Origin of the sequence: Paenibacillus sp. Mc5Re-14, from assembly GCF_001049835.1 — a bacterium.
Taxonomy (GTDB): Bacteria; Bacillota; Bacilli; order Paenibacillales; family Paenibacillaceae; genus Paenibacillus; species Paenibacillus polymyxa_C.
This window is the reverse complement of sequence record NZ_CVPD01000001.1, coordinates 1,723,066-1,741,302: the sequence shown is the minus strand read 5'-3', so window position 1 is coordinate 1,741,302 and position 18,237 is coordinate 1,723,066. Positions and strand designations below refer to the sequence as shown.

Below are 18,237 nucleotides of genomic sequence, written 5' to 3'. Positions count from 1 at the left end.
GGTATCCCGCCGTAACGATCCGGCACATTGAAGCGCCCCTGCGAATTGCGGGGCGTTTTCGCATATGGCTGAATAGAGGAGTGCATCGCTATGCCAACCCGAGCAGTCCGCTGGTTCCGGGCGCTGACGGCCCCGTATCGAAGTAGCATTCAGCTCAAGCTGATTTTGACGATGATTGTTCTATCTGTGCTGCCTGTCATTGCTGTCACGGTGCTGGCTGCGGAGAAAAGCAGAGCATCTATGGAAACCGAAGTGGTCGAGACGAACATGTCCAATATGAAATGGACGGGTATTTATATCAGCGACCAGTTAGATCGTCTGAATCATCTGATTTACAGCATTCAGATCAGCCCTGATCTAAGCGATTATTTGAATGAACGCGAGCCTGACAATCTTTCAAGCCAATTTAATGCTCAGCGAAAAATGTTGAATACGCTGGCGAATGTATATTATTCAGCCGGGAGTCATGTCATCGGTATTCAGCTGTATCTGAAGCAATCGCAAACCCTGTTTACCTTTAATAGTATGCAAAATGAAATAACGACAGTGGGCGGTATTCCCTCGCAGTACGCCGAGATGTGGCAAGCGAACAAGGATTATTCGATTCGATCAAGCCCTGCAGATCCTGATCGCTTTACACTGACACGCAGTATTCGGCGTTTTGAAGACCAGAAGCAGACGGGAGCTATTTCATTGGAGGTGCTATGGTCACAATTTGATCAGACGCTGGGTCTGTTGGGACGTGGGGATCAGCACCAGGTATTGATTACAGATGGGGATGGCAGGGTCATGTATCCAGCGCAGGCTCGTCAGTCGCCTCCTCCTCCAGGAGTACTGACCGCTCTTCGTGATGTTAAGCCGGGCCCCGGGATGCTTCAAACTGCTGAACATTATGTGTTCTACAATGATCTGGATGTAGTTGGACTGAAACTGGTCAAAATCATACCGACTTCCTCCATTAACCACAGTGCCTTTTCAACCATGCTGTATGGTATTGTCGTAGGCGTGATTTCAATCCTGGTTTCCATCTGCATTGCCGTTTTCATCGCATGGCGGACTGCACGCCCGATTGTCCATTTGGCGCGTTCGGTGCAGGAGCTTGATATGATCAAGGGGCCAGCTGGAGAGCCAAGTACACGACCGGATGAAATTGGGTTACTGGAAAGAAGTCTACATGGGATGGCAGGCCGAATACGCGAGCATATCCAGACGGAATACAGTATCAATTTGCAAAAAAAGACGGCTGAATTGAAAGCGCTCCAGGCGCAGATTCATCCTCATTTTCTGCAAAATACGCTGCAAATGATCGGAAGTATGGTGTTTTCGCAAAAGCCGGAGGATACCTATGAAGTCATTCGTTCGCTGAGTGAGATGTTCCGTTACGTGGTACGTGAGCCTCAGGATATGGCCTCTCTGCGTGCAGAACTTGATCATGTGGGACATTATATGCGTATCCAGCAGCGTCGTTTTCCGCAAAGATTAGTATTTCAAGTGGAGACAGAAGAGCAGGCGATGGATATTCGTCTGCCCAAGCTATCGCTTCAACCATTGTTGGAAAATGCGTTTCAGCATGGTCTTGATCGCAAGGCAGGGGCGTGGCGAATGGCAATCCGCGTGGAAATTATGAAGGAAGAAGTGTGCATTACGGTCAGCGATAATGGTAACGGTATGCCCCCGGACAAGCTGGAGAAAGTTCGGGCTAAGCTGGAAAACGCATCGGAGGAACCAATTTGGGCGAAGGGCAGTCATATCGGATTAAGCAATGTGGCTTCACGCATACAAATGAATTTTGGAGTGCATTACGGAGTGACTATAGATAGTGAGCAGGGAGTCGGTACATGTGTCACTATTCGTATTCCATTCATCTCGGCAGAGGAGGGCAAAATATGATCAGGGTATTAATCGTTGACGATGAGCCGTGGAACCGCGATATTTTGAAGACATTCGGCACATGGGAAAAGCTTGGAATGGTAGTAGTGGGTGAGGCTGAGGATGGAGACGAGGCATTCAGGCTGGTCGGGGAGTTAGCTCCCCACATTGTGATTACGGACATGCACATGCCGGGTGCGGACGGAGTAGAGCTGCTGCAAGCGCTAAATAACCAATGTCCTGATGTGAAAATCATTGTCGTGAGCGGTTATGATGATTTCGCGTATGCCAAACATGCGATCCGTTACAAGGCTGTTGATTATTTGCTCAAGCCTGTCAATCCTGTCGAGCTCAATGCGGTGCTACTCAAATGCAAAAACGATCTGGAGGTCAAGGCGGCCGAACAGCAGCCAGAAGTAACAGAACTGGATTATGAGTTTTTCCACAAGTTAACCCGGTATAAGCAACTGCTGCGTCTTTATTTTAATGAGCTGAATCGTGACGGGGTGAACTTAACATGCAGGCAGGTTGTGCAGGAGCTGGAGAGTTATGGAGCACCAAGTCAACCTATGCTGGGCAGGCTGGTACAGGAGTTGCTTTCCCTGCTGAAAGAGCTATCAGCGGATAACGGGCTGGATACTTCTACAGCAAAGGAACGATTTCCGCTTTCGCAGGCTGCCCTATCCTCTGTAGAACATGCGCTGGAATTCGTATCGTCATGCTATGTTCAGGAACTGGATCAGCTGATTCGGCAGCGAAAATACAAAAATAAGCTGAATTTGGAGGAGGTACGGCGGTATATCGACAGTCACTTTGCTGGGCCGATTACACTGGAGCAGTTGGCGAAAAACTTTTTTGTGAGCAAGGAATATATGAGCAAGGTATTCAAGCAGGAGTATGGTCAGAATGTAACGGACTACATTGTAGAACGGAGAATGGAAAAGGCGCGGGAATGGCTGTCCAATAAACAGATTTCAATTAAAGCCGTTGCAGAGATGGCTGGGTATGAAGATGTGTCTTATTTTTATCGGGTATTTAAAAAGCATTTTGGCATGGCCCCCGGTGAAATGAGAAAGGAAGTTTAAAAAAATCCAATCCAATAAGTTAAGGGTGTCCAATGGCAGAAGTGACCTCCCATCCTATAATGAAAGCGTATACAAAATGAGATTTTCAACTTAAGGGAGGTCATTTTGCATGAAAATGTGGAAAGGTGTATTGAGTACAATGCTGGTTGGCACGTTGTTGGCCGGATGTGGAGCGAATTCTTCAGGCAGTGACAGCAGCGGTTCCAGTGGAGACGGAAAAACTGTAAATCTCAAAATGTTTATTGCTCAGCCCCGCTTAAAGGAGCACTACGATAAATACATTAATGCGTTTGTAGCCAAAGAGAAGAAAGATAAAAATATCGACGTCACCGTTCAGCTAGAGATGCCGCCTGCTGACAATGCCGCACAAATTCTGAAGACAAGACTCGCTTCCAACGATGCACCGGACGTATTCGCACTGCATGCGGTGAATGAAATTCCACCGTTTTACAAAGCGGGATACTTGGAGGATTTGTCTGGTCAGCCATTCGTCAGTAAATTGATGGATAGTGTAAAGCCTTCGGTGACGACGAAAGACGGCAAAGTCGTAGCGGTTCCTTTGGAAACGATCTCCTGGGGCTATTTGTACAACAAAAAGATATTTAAGGATTTGGATTTGAAGCCGCCAGGAACGTTGACCGAAATGAAGGCTGTCGTCGAGAAGCTGAAAGCGAACAATGTGAAACCGTTCCTGTTGTCTTACAAGGAATCCTGGATTCCACAGCTGTTTGTGCCGCTCACAGCAGGTGCGATGATGAACACACAGAATAAAGATTTTATCGAACGGATGAATCAGGACAAAGGCTCTTTTTCCGAAATGAAGAGCATGTTCGATATTATTGATCTGGTGAACAGCAATGGTACAGACAAGGCGCTGGAAATTGGCGGGGATGATGGATCGGCGGCATTTGCTTCGGGTAAAGCGGCAATGTGGATTCAGGGACCATGGTTTGCGGAAACGATTTTAAAATCTGATCCGAAGATGGAATTTGGAGTAGCACCTCTGCCGATTAATGACGATCCTAATGCGACCCTGATCAATCTGTCCACTTCGACTTCGCTGGCTGTATCCTCTACCAGCAAGAATAAGGAGGTTGCGCTCGATTTTGTTAACTATGTGTTGGACGACAAGGATTCCAGCGCGTTCTATGAAGCATTGAAATTTAACCCCATCTCCAAAGTGCATACGTTTAAGAGCTATCCTTGGGTTAATGATGCTACCGAATATGTGAAAGCAGGCAAGTCGTACCAAGATCCATCAATTCCGCAGGCGGTCAAGGATGAGGCAGGCAAATCGCTACAATCCTATTATGCTGGCCAGCTCTCGCAGGATGACGTCATTAAGGCGCTGGATAAGGCATGGAAATCGTATAACAAAGTGAACAAGTAGCGGTAACCTACAGAATGACATCGGGAGGGAGAGACTCCATGCCTTTTAAAATCTACAAAAAATACGTCATGCTGCTGGCGTTTACTGCTCCGGCACTAATCTTTTACGCCATCTTCCTGCTTATTCCAACGATCAGCGGTATGTATTACAGCTTTACAGACTGGAATGGATTGAATCCCAATTACAACTTTATCGGCTTGGGGAATTTCGTGGAATCCTTGAAGGAAGACCCCGATTTTCTCAATTCTCTTTGGTTTACACTTAAATACGTATTGGTCATGATCGTGCTGCAAAATGTACTTGCGCTAGTACTGGCAGTGTTGATTGAGTCACGCACACGCAGCAAAGGATTTTTTCGGACGCTATTTTTTATGCCTAATATGATCAGTACCATTATTAGCGCATTTATGTGGACATTCGTTTTTTCCTCCGTGCTACCGCAAATCGCTGAAAAGACGGCCATCGCCTTTTTAGGTCAATCATGGCTGGGCGATCCGAAAGTATCCTTCTTTTCCATCATTATTGTCTCGCTCTGGAATGGTGTGGGATATATGATGATCATCTATCTGGCTGCGCTTCAGGGTGTACCACAAAGCTTGAAGGAGGCTGCTATTATTGACGGGGCGAACGCATTTCAGACATTGAGAAGTGTGACGCTGCCGATGATTACCCACGCGATTACGATCTGTTTCTTCCTGACACTTAACGGTGCCTTCAAGGTGTATGAGGTCGTGTACGGACTGACTGGCGGGGGACCGGGACGCAGTACACAGGTGATTACGATGAACATTTATGAGGAAGCGTTCTCCAACAACTTCCGCTATGGTTATGCGAGTGCTAAATCCGTTATTTTGTTCGCCATTGTGCTAATCTTTACTCTGATCCAACTGCGTGTCATGAAGAAGAGGGAGGTGGAGGCATGAGGCTGAAAAAAGCCAATTCCTTGCTGATCACGCTGATGTTGTGCGTGGGCGCAGTCGTGTCCTTCTTCCCGATCTACATGGCGGTCATTAATTCGTTTAAAACACAGGGCGAGATGTTTGCATCCTTTACGGCATTGCCGACGAAGCTTCACTTTGAAAATTACAGTCAGGCTTTTCATCAGACCCATTTGCTGAACAGTGCTCTGAATTCCACGATTATTTCTTTTATCGGCATTGGCGGGATCGTGTTCTGTTCGGCACTGGCAGGCTACAAGCTGTCTCGTACAAGTGGAAAACTGAGCAGTGCAATTTTCTTCCTGTTTGTTGCCTCCATGCTGGTGCCGTTTCACTCTATAATGATACCGCTTACGCGAATGGCAAAGGATTTGTCTGTTCAAGGCAGTACGTACGGCTTGGCTTTGATCTATATCGGCTTGGGTGTGAACATGGCAATCTTTTTGTATCACGGATTCGTCAAATCCATCCCGCGTGAGCTGGAAGAATCTGCGCAAATGGACGGGTGCAATGAGTTCCAAACGTTCTTTCGCATTATATTTCCTTTGCTGCTGCCGATCACCGTCACGATTGCTATTTTGGATTTCCTGTGGATTTGGAATGACTTTTTGCTTCCACTTTTGATGTTGACGGATGTGAACCATTACACCCTGATTCTCTCGACCAATATGCTGTTTGGAGAGTACAACAAGGATTGGTCGCTTATTCTGGCCGCGCTCGTGCTGACCTCTATCCCGGTTATCCTGATCTATGCCTTCTTTCAGAAATTCATTATGGAAGGCATCGCGGAGGGAGCGGTTAAGGGATAAGCTGTGCTTCTCATCGTAAAAAAAAGCCTTCCTTGATTATAGGAAGGCTTTTTATTTTGGAATGACCCACATCCAACTTTCACTTCGACAAACAGCTTATTATAAAAAATAAAAGCGAAATGATGATCAAAAATAGATAAATACTAGAAACTCGTCTTCCGATAAGAGCTCCAAAGTCTTCAGGATTTTTATAGCCAATGATTAAACTGGGAATAAAAAAAATACTGGATAGATAAATGGTGTAGTGAAACCTAGTATTATCAACACTGTTAGACCAGGCGGGCAATCCTAAAAAGGAAAGCAACTGGTCTCCCAATATGTAATCGCCAAATTCAAAAGAAACAGCCATACCAAGAAGAGATAACAGCAGTGAAAGTGATCCCCGGCCTATTTTTTTTCTGTTTTTTCTCACCAATGTAAAGATAATCAGTAAAATTACAATTGCTTGTATGCTGTAGGTCAATATCGTTAAGAACATGAAGTACCTCCTTGAACATCAGAATCGAATGAGCGAATGTCAATTTCGGGAGTGAGTATACCATATTTTGTAATACCTTCATATACATTTCAATACGGAGTTCGATAGCGCAGCGGTCCATTTGGATCTAGAGAAGCAACAGTGATCGTAAGATCAAATGGAACGCGGAGCGGCCTTAGCCATACAATATTTCATCTGAATGTAAAAGGAGATGATTATGTTGGCTACCTTCTCGGCCGCGCTTCAAGTAAAAAAGCGGATGGCCAAGCGAGTCTTGAAAATGTCTGGTGTTCACGGCATTGGCGTAGGATACAGGGACCCTGCCCATCCCAAAAGGGGAGCCGCTGTCATTGTGTACACGGATCGTCTAGCGTCGGCCTCTACTGGACTCTTGTCGGCCACTGCCTTAGGAAAGAAATCGAACGTTCCTATCCGAATTGTAAAGACTGGAAAGATCAGAGCTAATGCCATGGACTACAGAGTGCGCATCCGCCCGGTCATCGCCGGCTACAGTGTCGGGACGATTGAAGGTTCCGGTACAACCGGACTCATCGTTTCCCCAACTGGAGAGCCGGCTACACGTTATCTTTTTAGCAATAACCATGTCCTCAATCCCTCCAATACAGACAATCGGGAAGCTACAATTCAACCAGGCGGAGCCGATGGGGGGACGGTTGCCCAGAATCGTATAGGACGACTGTATCGTTACGTGCGCTTAAATCCCACCGGAACGAACCTGATTGATGCAGCGCTTTCGCTTCCGACCCGCAACAACCTGCTCAATCCGCGTTATGCTACAGTGGGAGCCATTCCGGGTCATGTTACCGCTTATCGCGTAGGAGAAAAATTGAAGAAGGTAGGGCGTACAACCGGGCGGGTTAATGGCACGGTAGAGTCCGTCTATACGGACCTGCAAATCAATTATGGGGGAGAGTTGGGCTTACTGACCTTCGAAGATCAGACGGTTATTAGAGGTACGACTCCTGTATCACTACCCGGGGATTCCGGCTCTGTATGGCTCAGACAGTCCGATAATTATGCAGCCGCGGTCAACTATGCAGGCACGGCAGATGGTCGCTTATCCATAGCCTTTCCGGTACAGTGGTTCATGCAGGTGTTCAACACACGAGTAGCCCGCCCCAGCGGGGCAGGCAGAGTGCTCAGAGTAGATACAGGATCTTCCCCTCGCTCCTATACTAGACAACTCACTAGTGAGGAGCTTGTTCGCTTAAGACCAAGAACGACACGCATTAGACGGAGCTAATTCCTCTGCTGATGGAAAAGCTGCCGCTGATTGTTTCGGTAAAGTGGTCGCTTTAAGAGGTTTCCATAGGAAGGCTCGCTTCGGAAGCATCATCTCCCCGGATTTCTCCCCTGATTACAGAATTAATATAAGAAATCCGGGGCGGAGGCGATGGGAAGCATCAGCAAAAGTAATTCACGATACCAATCATTTACGACGCAAATGTTTCACGGTATAAATCATTCATAATACCAATTATTCACAATCTAAAACGTTAATGGCATGAAATGAATGCATAGGTGTATTTTAATCTGCCCCCTCAGCATATGCTTGGACTCCCACATCATGGGCTGTAATGGTGCTGCTTGCCGAGGCCAAGCCCCTGATTTCCTGAGCGGTCAGAGCCCTGTTGTAAATGATCAGCTCATCTACCGCACCATTCAGATAAGGATCATCAAACTGGGATTTCCCAATGTAGTTCCAATCTGTCAGTCCAAGGCTGGAAGGCTTCAGCGTCATATTCGTGTTGCGGGTCGCCTCTATACCGTCCACATACATAATTCCTGTAGTGCCTGACAGAGTCACGGCAACATGCTTCCAGACCCCTGTCGCCAGTTCCGGGGCGTTCAGCTGCTGTTCCTCTCCGTTCCCCAAGACAGTGATGGCAAAACGCATACCTGTCCCTTCGGCCTTCGGGGTCAAAAACATATACCGATCTGTTCCTGCTCCAAAATCAAACAGACGAGCCCAGCCGTTATGCGTGTTCACTCGTACCCACGCGGCAATGGTAAAGTCATTGAGGCTGCTAACTATTCCGCTGGGCAGGCTGGCATAGGCGTCTGTACCGTTAAGGCGCAGAGCATTGCCATTCCGTCCCGCGCCCCACGAGCCGCCATTTACACTGGCCTGCTGCCCATAACCTGACGAATCGGCTGCGGTTGATCCGGCCGTTTCGTTAAATTCATAATGGGCTATAATGTCCCCAGCGGGAGCCGGATTGCCTGTACTGGACTGAATACGGATATCGTAGTTGGCTGCCGTACCGATATTCAGTCTGACAGTAGTCGCAGCATTGTTAACAGCTGTGACTGAGCCGGTTTTTGTGCCGTCTATCAGTACGTCATACGTACCTGCCGCGAGTCCAGTTATCGTCACAGCAGTCGTATGAGCTGTGCCAGGTGTCGTATTTTTCAACATCAAGCGGATATTGTTCTTGGACTTGGATACGATGGCCAAGCTATATTGATCCCGGTTCAGCTCCAGACTCAGCTTCTGGGTGATCAGATGCAGACGTTGGAATACACCGTCTTTTGGAGTAATCGTATAGCTGTTATTGCTTTCAGTAACGTCACAGCCATAGCCGAATAAGCCGAATATCGGATCGACAGCAACATCCGAGCTTAGGATTTTAATGGCTCCAAACAGCCCCAGATCAGCTTCCCCGGACATGCCGCGCCATCCGTTAAACAGAGGGCCGCCGTCCAGACCAAGGGCTCCGTAATTGCCCTTGCCTGCCTGATATGTCCACGATACTGCCCCGATATTGGCAGGATCAGAGCTGATCTGTCCCGAATTAATCGCCCCGATGTTCGCCAGCTTGGCGGCATAGGATAGACGCTGGTCCACTTCGGGATTGGACGAATAACGACGTGTCCAGTCGTCCATCGCATAGCCCGCCAGCGAGGTGGTGTACTGGAAGTTCCACCAATTTTCTCCGGTGATTGTGACCGGATCTGCGTAATAGTACCAGACAGGCATATGACCGCGTGCGGCGCGTGTTTTGGCATTGATTTTGCTCATCATCGTCGTATTGCCGTTCATTTTGGCAAGTGTATATACGGCCTCTTCTCCTGTATTGTCATAGTTGTACTCAGAGCCATAGGGATAGGTGGTGTTTTTGAAATTGTTGTACTTGGTAGCCATTTTGGCAATCAGGTCGTTAGCCTCGGTAGTCAATCCTTCTTCCTGAAGCGCCTTAATTATATCCGGTGTGGTCAGCTCACCCATAAGTCCTGTGTTCCAGTTATAAGCAACAGGGCCTTCATACAACGCTTTAAAAATACGGTAAGCACGTAGCAAATATGTGTTTTTGCTATTGCGATAGCTGATCAGGTTGGGATACAGCTTGGCAAGTTTATACATGCTGAAAAACGTATTATAGATGTGCGGATAGGCATAGCCCCGGTACGTTGGTGTTGTATTAGGCTGCGGCATCAGGAAATCGGGGACCAGATAATCGGTATGATGGCCTTCCATCAGATTCGTCCAGATAGCCACCTCCAGATAATCATCGACTGCCTTGATCTCAGAGACCACGGGCTTCTGGACATTTTTCTCCGCCAGAAACTGGCCGTGAGTTAATCCCCAATCATCGCCCCAGCCCCAGTAGCCGGCAAAGCTGTTGCGTTTGGCCTTATATTGCATCATCCAATCGTCAAACACCTTGTCCCTCAGATCCCCAGGCACATTCCATTGCGTGCTGTTGACCATGAAAGTGGAGTGACGCTGAAGTGCAGTGTCAATCGGCTCAATGGCATAGAACTGGAGAACGGTTTTTTCGCCGTTACCGTAGTTCACCGTAATATTGTTGTGACCCAATCGTCCTAGTGTAAGTTCATATATTTTGTGGTTTGTAGGGGCATTTTCCAAATAGTTGATGGTCGTTTCGGAGGGATACTGCGCTGTGACAGAGGTAATGGATTTACGGGTATGCAGATCGAATTTAGCCTTGAGATTGGTCGGGACAATCATACCCGGAACCACCGTCACATCCACATGTCCCTCGCTGTATAGCCTGTCCTTTACAGCCTGCTCGTCTGCTACCTTGTAGAATTTAAAGGCATACGTTTTGCTTTCACCAGGGGCCAGCGACAGACTGGTGCTCCCGAGATAACCACGGTTGGTGCTTTTGATGACATTGGAGTGGATATAGAACACATTCAGTCCCTCAGACCAGCCACCTTGCTCCATAGCCCATGTACTGCCTGGATGCTCCTCGACTCTCCAGTGATCCTGATATTCGAGACCAGCACCCGTTGAGGCATCGGGCATCAGCAGGATATACGGTCCGATGCCGCTAGGCCGTCCAGCGGTAATAAAGGAGCTGTGGTGACCTACAAAGGAGTGAGAGAGTACCCTGGTTTCATAGATTTGTTCGTTATTACCGCCGGACCAGTATTCGTTAAAAGGTAGCGGCAGCCCCCAATCTCCAATTTCCAGTGTTTGATTAGAGGTATTCGTTACTTTCATTTGCCAATGTAAATAGTCGTTAACCAACGAATAGGTTTCATGTAAAGTGAAGTTGCGTATTCCCTGATGGTTTGAGGAATTTTGATAGGACACCTGGACACTGTTACCAGAAGAGGTGATCTGGCGCGCATCTGCAGAATTGCTTGTCCACGCCCGAGTCCAGGCCCCGTTACCGAGACGATAGGTGAACATAAGTTCACCCAGCCACTGATGATCTGACGTATTTTGCTTAGGTGCGTTGGAGCCGTTCATGACATAATTCGTATTGAAGGTGTCTCCTGTCAGACGTAAGGAAGAGATATCCCCATAATTCCCGATCGAGATGGAGAATATTTGATTAGATAGCTGTACTGCCATGCTATCAACCTCCTAACAAAGGTTCGTGAGTGTACTTCACATGTTAATATATGTGTCAAAAATACTTTTGCTACCTTATGCGTGAGAATTAATAGAAAATAGATTCATATAGATTCATATAGATGTCCTAGAAGTCTATTCATAGTGGAGGTAGAGGTATCATGAAAAATAAAATGGAGTCACCGAAGATTCCTGCGGACTTACCCATATTAAGTGAAGACATACGCTCCATACGATCCAAAGACGAACTTAGTGTGGGGGCAGTAGAGGAAATCATGTTGGACAATATCAAAGCAGTTAAAGTTTCATTAGAGAAGATGACTTTTAAAAATGTAACTATCACAGAATCGTCATTGCCAGAAAGTGAATGGACAGACGTCATTTTTGATAAATGTGATCTGTCTAATGTTAATTTTTCCGGTTCCTTTATCCATCGCGCAGAGTTCAGAAATTGTAAATTGCTTGGAACGGATTTTTCGAGAAGCAGATTCCAAAACGTTCGTTTTCTGGATTGCTTAGGGGATTATTCGATGTTCCGTTTTGCGAATTTCAAGCAAGTTGGTTTTGAGGATTGTTCTTTGATAAGTACAGATTTTTATCATTTAACACTACAAAAAACCTCTTTTGCCCGTTGCAATCTGGATCAAGCCATCCTGTCGGGGTCCAAGCTCAAGGGGGTAGATCTCAGTGATTGCGAATTTGATGGAATACAAGTGGAGATAGAAGATTTGAATGGCTGCATCATCTCACCGCATCAGGCTTCATCATTTGTGGGCCTTTTGGGGCTAGTGATCAAATAAGGGGTTCCTCACTGATTTTTAATACGGTCTCATGTCTAGCGCATGCTGTTTCCACCAATAACAAAAGAAGATCCGCCTAAGCGGATCTCTGGCATTTATTAATAGCTTATTTTTTTTTAATAATCGGCCGTACAGGCTTCGTTGTCAAGACATTAAGGGCGTCACGCACTTCTGTGGCGAAAACAAGCGGCTTTTCTACTTTTTCAAAGTGGATGTACCAAAGGTTGGGGTTATCGAATAGCCAGTGATTGTGCAGTGCCGTCACTTTGATATCATGTTTACGAAGTCGAGAAATAAACGGATTAATTTCTGCGGTTAAAATCACGGTTTCGCCAAGACATAATCCTTTTCCGTTACGGCCAATACTTTCGAAAGAAAAAGCTTGGGGTATTGCAAGAAAGGATCTGGTCCTTTTCCCCAAAATGATTGGCTTGATGTTGTTTCTGACTGCAGATGCAGTACAAACTCCGTTAATGATCTGAGGTGTTGCTTTTAATATATCGGCAAACCGTTTACAAAGTGGACTAACTGCCATTTCTCTCACTCCAATTCTTTTAAGTTACTAGCATCATATGAAAAAGTAAGGGAATGGAAAGGGCGAGTCTTCTTTATTGTTAGTCTAATTTGCTATATATAAAGTGCGAATGGAGCACCCTTTTAAAGCTTCAGCTTTGCTCCGTGATACTTATGTTTGATACGATCCCAGGCCTGGCACAGACGCTTAACACCTTCGATAATTTGCTGCTCCGTTAAGTGGGCAAAGTTAAAGCAGGCTGAAGGAGGTCCTGGTGTCAGTTGGTAATCTGCGGCATCACGCCATGTGACTCCATAAAATCGTGCCATCTGCATCAAATGATGATACGGGGCAGGTCCATGCTTCCAGATGGCATAGGCGTGTAAACCACAATCGTTCTGATGCCAGTGAAACAGTTCACTCAACGGCTGTATTTCATGCTGGAACACGTCGTAGCGTGATCTGTATATTCGAGTCATCCGCCGCAAATGACGAATGTAGTCTCCGCGTATCATAAAACGTGCCAGTGCTCGCTGTTCCAAGCGGGCAGGCGGCAGGGGATCGTATAGTCGTTTGGCAGCAGTCAGTGCTTGGGCCAACTCCACAGGCAGGATGGCAAAACCGAGTCGAAGGCTGCTGAACATACTTTTGGAAAAAGAACCGACATAGATGACACAATCCGCGCGATCCAATGCTTTTAACGGTTCAATAGGGCGTCCCACCCAGCGGAATTCACTGTCATAATCATCCTCAATAATCCACGCCTCCTTGGACGCTGCCCATTGCAAAATATGTTGACGGCGTGTTAATGGCAATACAGCACCGGTTGGAAACTGCCGTCCAGGCGTAACAAACAGAAGCTTGGCATCCCAATCCTGTGGAATAATTCCATGCTGATCCAGTTCAGCAGCGTGTATCTGTCCGCCTGAGGCAGTTACTGCACGATAGATGCCGGAATAACAGGGATTTTCCAGTACAATGTTATCTTGTTCATGAATAAGCAGCTGACTTAGTAACGTGATCACTTCCATGGAACCGCTGCATAATACGACTTGTTCGGGGGAGGCCGTAATTCCGCGTGTTCTGCCAACATGATGGCAAATCGCTTCACGCAGCCAGTTATCACCGTTCACTGGTGCAGGCATCGAGTCATCCGAGGGCTTCTGCAGATCTTTGCCAGCGGCAGCCAATGCACTTTTCCATGCGATCTGTGAGCTACCCTCCAATATAACTTCTTCTGCTTGAAAAGAAATCAAAGGCTGGTGTGCACCATCTCTATCTGTAGCATACACAGGAGTCGAGTATAAGGCTCGTTCCCTTTCGATCTGCATTATTCGTTGTCCCCATGCTGACAGAGCAGGGGCTTTTTGTTTTGTATTAGGCGAGTTTTGGTTTTGCTGGTCGATTAGAGATTCGTCTGGCAGCATTGCGGTCTGTTCCATAACAAAGGTTCCTCTGCCTACTACCGAATTCACATATCCTTCTGCCAACAGCATATCGTATGCTTCTTTAACACTCCCGCGCGAAATTCCATACATCACAGCCAGATCGCGACTGGAAGGCAGGCGCGTACCGCTGGCAAGGGAGCCAGTGAGAATTCCCTCTCGAAGAGCGTGATACAATGCCAAGTATTTCAAATGATATTTTTGAATCGCACGCTGATAAGCAATCGTAATGTCCATACTTTTCTCCTTATATTGGACCAGTCATTTTCGTTTATATTGGGTCTTTTTAATAATCCATTTTCAACATAATCTGAAATGTATTGTTGGTCAATAGATGGAAGGAGAGATCCCTATGAGAAGAAAAGAATTTACAGTGGCAGAACTAGAGGAAATAGAGCAGTTTCTAAGCGAGGTCAGTTTCGGATTTTTAGGCATGAACAGCGAGGATGGTTTTCCGCGTGTGGTTCCCTTGAATTTCGCTTATGGGAATGGCGTTTTTTATATTCATGGCAGCCGTGCTGGAGAAAAGATGGAACGAATGAAAGAGGATAACCGGGTCACTTTTTCAGCTGCCAAAGAGTATGCGCTCATTCCATCTTATTTTACAGATGAACATATGGCATGTCCTGCGACTTCATTTTTTAAAAGTATTACCGTGCGTGGTCATGCGGAGCATGTAGTGGATTTGAAAGAAAAAGCATCAGCATTTTCCATTTTTATGAGTAAGCTGCAACCAGAAGGCGGGTATGACACGATTGATGCCAACGATTCTCGGTATGCCTCACGTTTGAAAGGGGTCGCTCTGATCAAAATTGTACCCGAGGAATGGACCGCCAAGTTTAAATTTGGCCAAAATGTTAAAGATCAGGAGCGCCAGCAAATTATCGACGGCTTGCAACAACGGGGGCTGGATGATGATCTGATAACAATTGAAATGATGCGTAAATATTGTCCTCATCATTGAGATTTGTATAACATCATATATAAATTTGATTTCGATATACTCACTCCTGCTCGTTCATCCGTCCAATTGGTTAATTATACCTTGAAGGGGGATGCCCTTGATTTTCCAAAATCTTCAGTTCTTCTGTATTAGGACTTTTGAAGGACAGGTATATATCATCCTCAAGCCCGTTGTTCTTACTGCAAAGGAATTTTATAATACGATAGATTTGTGGCGTAAGGGGGCAAGACCGTGATGAGAGCGGGAGTCAGAAGTCGGGAAAGTCGACGGTTGTTACTGGAAGCGGGGGCTGAAGAGTTCGCTCAGACGGGGTTTTATCAGACAAAGGTAAGTTCGATCGCGGCGCGTGCAGGATTGACGCAGCCGGATTTTTATATTCATTTTGAAAGCAAGGAACAGATGTATGAGGAGCTTGTGGAGAGCTTTCGTACTTTGGTGAATGAGACAGTACAGAACATGAAGGTAGACCCGGATCAGAGCGAGACTGAAATTTTGAGACGGGGACAAGTGTTTCTGGAGGCTATTTTTCGCGTGTTGTCTAATAATCCGGCGATCACTCGTGTCGGATTTTACCAGGCAGCAGACTCGGTGCGCATTAAGGCGGAAATGGCAGAGCACATCAAAAAACATCTGATGGCAGCACAACGATGGGGTTCCTGCCGTGAGGAACTGGACCCTGAACTGACAGCAGAATGCGTGATCGGTTTGATAGAACGGCTGACGTTAACGAAATTGCTGCCTGGGCGCGAAAGTCCGTCTGTTCTTGCCATGCAGGCACGAAACCTACTGTATCGTGGTATGCTGGCTTCCGAAGGATACGGAACCGTAGAATCTTAACCCACATTTGGGCGTCAGGCGCGGCATTTGTCCCTATCATGGACGGTAACATAAGCATAAGATGCTCTTGTAAACCATGAAGGGAGGAATCACCATGTCTGGAGTAGGCGCTGGTTATGGAGCTTTTACATCTACAGGAGCGATTCTAGTACTTTTCATTCTGCTCGTTATTATTTCCAAAGCATTCGTTATCTAATTCTCAGCTCAAGAATTTGATTTCGGGCGATTTGTTGTAATCGACAGAGGGAGGAGGAATTCTGAGATGGGTGAAGTAGAAAGAGGTTGTGGCGGTGGCGGTTATGGCATGTTTACTTCCACTGGTGTTATTCTGGTACTCTTCATTTTGCTGGTTATCATCACACGTACTATTTTCATCTAAAGCGATATTCATGGGCTTGAGCGCCGATGTTTCGGGTCTATGACCATGCAATCCCAAATAGGAATCGCCTCTAATAGAGGCGGTTTCTTTTTGTTTTAAAGTTGACGTTGACGTTAACGTTATATAGGCGTAGTATTTATATATAATCTTTTTCATAAGGTGGGTGTCATGGTTACGTATAAAATTGATGAGGTCGCGAAACAAAGCGGTTTGACCAAGCGAACTATTCGTTATTATGAGGAAATCGGCTTATTGCCCTCCCCGCAGCGCAGTGAAGGAAATATGCGGCTGTATACGCAGGAGGATGTGGATCTACTTAAAAAAATAGTGAGTGCCAAGGAAGTGCTTGGTTTTTCTTTGCAAGAGCTTCAGCGTTACATGTCCGCAGCGGAAATGCTCAAGGGGCAGCGGGAGGAATATCGCGAGCGGACGGAGCATTTGCAACCAATTGAGCGACGGGCCATGTTGGAGGATATGGAACGTACGCTGAACGAACAGTTGGAATTAATGAAGGGGAAAATCAACAGTATCCGTATGCTCCAGACTGAATTGGAAGAGCTGCGGATCAGGGTTCGTGAACGCAAAATCCTTTTGGATGAGGAACTTGAACACGACCCATCATAACAAGAACATTTACATTCAGATGTGGAGGTAACATCATAATATGAGTTCACAACATGCATTACCAGAAGAGTTAAAAGAACGCTCAGGCTTGCTGTCTCAACCTAAAGCCGTATGGGCGGTCGCCTTTGCTTGTGTTATTTCATTTATGGGTCTGGGATTAGTCGATCCGATTCTTCCGGCCATTGCCGATCAGCTTCATGCTACGAAAAGCCAAGTGTCATTGCTGTTTACCAGCTATAATCTGGTGACAGGCGTTGCGATGCTGATTACGGGCGTCGTATCAAGTCGATTGGGTGTCAAATGGACGCTACTAACCGGGATTTTATTTATTATTGTGTTTGCCGGATTGGGCGGCACGGCCAATACGGTTGGCGGAATTGTAGGCTACCGAGCAGGCTGGGGTTTGGGGAACGCTTTGTTTATCGCAACAGCGCTGTCTGCGATTGTAGGTCTGTCTACTTCTGGAACAGCTAAAGCAATTATTTTATATGAAGCGGCCTTGGGCCTCGGGATTTCAGTGGGTCCGCTGCTGGGCGGTGAGTTAGGCTCCATTTCCTGGCGTGGTCCGTTTTTCGGTGTAGCCGGACTGATGGTAGTGGGATTTTTGTTCATTACGTTTATGCTGCCTTCGATTCCAAAGCCCAAAAAACGTGGTTCCATTGCCGATCCGTTCAAAGCGCTAAGTTATCCTGCCTTGTTCACGCTCGGCATTGTCGCATTGTTATATAACTTTGGATTCTTTACGTTGATGGCGTATTCTCCATATGTAATGCATTTAGACGAGCATGGTTTGGGTTACGTGTTTTTTGGTTGGGGAATTATGCTGGCCTTTACCTCGGTGTTTGTGGCTCCAAAGATTCAAGCACGCTTGAGCGTGGTATCTTCCATTAGTATCATGCTGACATTGTTCGCTATTGATTTAGGTGTCATGGCGATTGGGACTTTAGCAGGTTCGCCAGCGACTGTCATTGTAGCGGTTATTGTGGCTGGTATTTTTCTGGGAATTAACAATACATTGATTACAACCGCTGTTATGCAGGCTGCTCCAGTGGAGCGCTCCACAGCATCTGCGGCTTACAGCTTCATGCGCTTTTTGGGCGGGGCCATTTCACCGTGGCTTGCAGGGAAGTTGTCAGAGTGGTACTCAGCAGAAACTCCGTTTTATTTTGGAGCATTGATGGTACTGATTGGTGTAGCTGTGCTGATCGTACGTCGTCGACATATGCAGGACATTCAGGTAGATGCACACTAATATT

Annotated in this window: 16 protein-coding genes; 12 read left to right on the top strand and 4 right to left on the bottom strand. The window is 46.5% G+C overall.

The features are described 5' to 3' along the window. The first annotated feature begins 90 nt into the window (after nt 1-90). From BN1546_RS07920 to BN1546_RS07900, 5 genes are all read left to right on the top strand, one after another. A complete protein-coding gene (locus BN1546_RS07920; protein WP_090736986.1) occupies nt 91-1,890 on the top strand; it encodes a sensor histidine kinase in 1,800 nt (599 codons plus the stop codon). Beyond that, nucleotides 1,887-2,954, top strand: a complete 1,068-nt coding sequence (locus tag BN1546_RS07915) for a response regulator transcription factor (RefSeq protein ID WP_090736983.1) — start codon at nt 1,887-1,889, stop codon at nt 2,952-2,954. Before BN1546_RS07920 ends, BN1546_RS07915 begins: the two co-directional genes overlap by 4 nt. A gap of 109 nt (nt 2,955-3,063) precedes the next feature. Further along, the gene (locus BN1546_RS07910; protein WP_025678010.1) at nt 3,064-4,344 is read left to right on the top strand and encodes an ABC transporter substrate-binding protein; all 1,281 of its coding nucleotides are present in this window, start codon (nt 3,064-3,066) and stop codon (nt 4,342-4,344) included. Nucleotides 4,345-4,382: 38 nt separating this feature from the next. Further along, entirely contained in the window at nt 4,383-5,267 is an 885-nt protein-coding gene (locus BN1546_RS07905; protein WP_025678011.1) for a carbohydrate ABC transporter permease, read from the top strand. Beyond that, nucleotides 5,264-6,091, top strand: a complete 828-nt coding sequence (locus BN1546_RS07900) for a carbohydrate ABC transporter permease (protein WP_064961755.1) — start codon at nt 5,264-5,266, stop codon at nt 6,089-6,091. The genes BN1546_RS07905 and BN1546_RS07900 overlap by 4 nt, the downstream gene beginning before the upstream one ends. 79 nt (nt 6,092-6,170) lie before the next feature. Here BN1546_RS07900 and BN1546_RS07895 read toward each other — a convergent pair whose 3' ends face one another. After that, a complete protein-coding gene (locus BN1546_RS07895) occupies nt 6,171-6,569 on the bottom strand; it encodes a hypothetical protein (protein ID WP_058831258.1) in 399 nt (132 codons plus the stop codon). A 217-nt stretch (nt 6,570-6,786) separates the two neighbouring features. On the opposite strand from BN1546_RS07895, the gene BN1546_RS07890 reads away from it, so the two are divergent. Next, nucleotides 6,787-7,833, top strand: coding sequence for a hypothetical protein (locus BN1546_RS07890; RefSeq protein ID WP_090736981.1), 1,047 nt, complete (start codon nt 6,787-6,789; stop codon nt 7,831-7,833). Between the two features lie 285 nt (nt 7,834-8,118). On the opposite strand, the gene BN1546_RS07885 is transcribed toward BN1546_RS07890, so the two are convergent. Further along, the gene (locus BN1546_RS07885) at nt 8,119-11,418 is read right to left on the bottom strand and encodes a DUF5695 domain-containing protein (protein WP_090736979.1); all 3,300 of its coding nucleotides are present in this window, start codon (nt 11,416-11,418) and stop codon (nt 8,119-8,121) included. A 161-nt stretch (nt 11,419-11,579) separates the two neighbouring features. Between BN1546_RS07885 and BN1546_RS07880 the strand changes: the two genes are divergently transcribed. Then, nucleotides 11,580-12,218: a pentapeptide repeat-containing protein gene (locus BN1546_RS07880; protein ID WP_090736977.1), complete on the top strand. Its 639-nt coding sequence runs from the start codon at nt 11,580-11,582 to the stop codon at nt 12,216-12,218. A 106-nt stretch (nt 12,219-12,324) separates the two neighbouring features. Here BN1546_RS07880 and BN1546_RS07875 read toward each other — a convergent pair whose 3' ends face one another. Next, nucleotides 12,325-12,753: a DUF1259 domain-containing protein gene (locus tag BN1546_RS07875; protein WP_090736975.1), complete on the bottom strand. Its 429-nt coding sequence runs from the start codon at nt 12,751-12,753 to the stop codon at nt 12,325-12,327. Between the two features lie 122 nt (nt 12,754-12,875). Further along, a complete protein-coding gene (locus BN1546_RS07870; protein ID WP_090736974.1) occupies nt 12,876-14,414 on the bottom strand; it encodes a MocR-like pyridoxine biosynthesis transcription factor PdxR in 1,539 nt (512 codons plus the stop codon). A gap of 115 nt (nt 14,415-14,529) precedes the next feature. Here BN1546_RS07870 and BN1546_RS07865 point away from each other — a divergent pair, with 115 nt between their 5' ends. From BN1546_RS07865 to BN1546_RS07850, 5 genes are all read left to right on the top strand, one after another. After that, nucleotides 14,530-15,141 carry a pyridoxamine 5'-phosphate oxidase family protein gene (locus BN1546_RS07865; protein ID WP_090736973.1) on the top strand — a complete coding sequence of 204 codons (612 nt, stop codon included), beginning with the start codon at nt 14,530-14,532 and terminating at the stop codon, nt 15,139-15,141. 234 nt (nt 15,142-15,375) lie between these two features. After that, nucleotides 15,376-15,978 carry a TetR/AcrR family transcriptional regulator gene (locus BN1546_RS07860; protein ID WP_090736971.1) on the top strand — a complete coding sequence of 201 codons (603 nt, stop codon included), beginning with the start codon at nt 15,376-15,378 and terminating at the stop codon, nt 15,976-15,978. 94 nt (nt 15,979-16,072) lie between these two features. Further along, nucleotides 16,073-16,174: a hypothetical protein gene (locus BN1546_RS27590; protein WP_014599460.1), complete on the top strand. Its 102-nt coding sequence runs from the start codon at nt 16,073-16,075 to the stop codon at nt 16,172-16,174. 351 nt (nt 16,175-16,525) lie between these two features. Further along, on the top strand, nt 16,526-16,981 hold the full coding sequence (locus BN1546_RS07855) for a MerR family transcriptional regulator (protein WP_090736969.1): 456 nt from the start codon (nt 16,526-16,528) through the stop codon (nt 16,979-16,981). 40 nt (nt 16,982-17,021) lie between these two features. Continuing rightward, a complete protein-coding gene (locus BN1546_RS07850; RefSeq protein ID WP_090736967.1) occupies nt 17,022-18,233 on the top strand; it encodes an MFS transporter in 1,212 nt (403 codons plus the stop codon). The last annotated feature ends 4 nt before the right edge of the window (nt 18,234-18,237 follow it).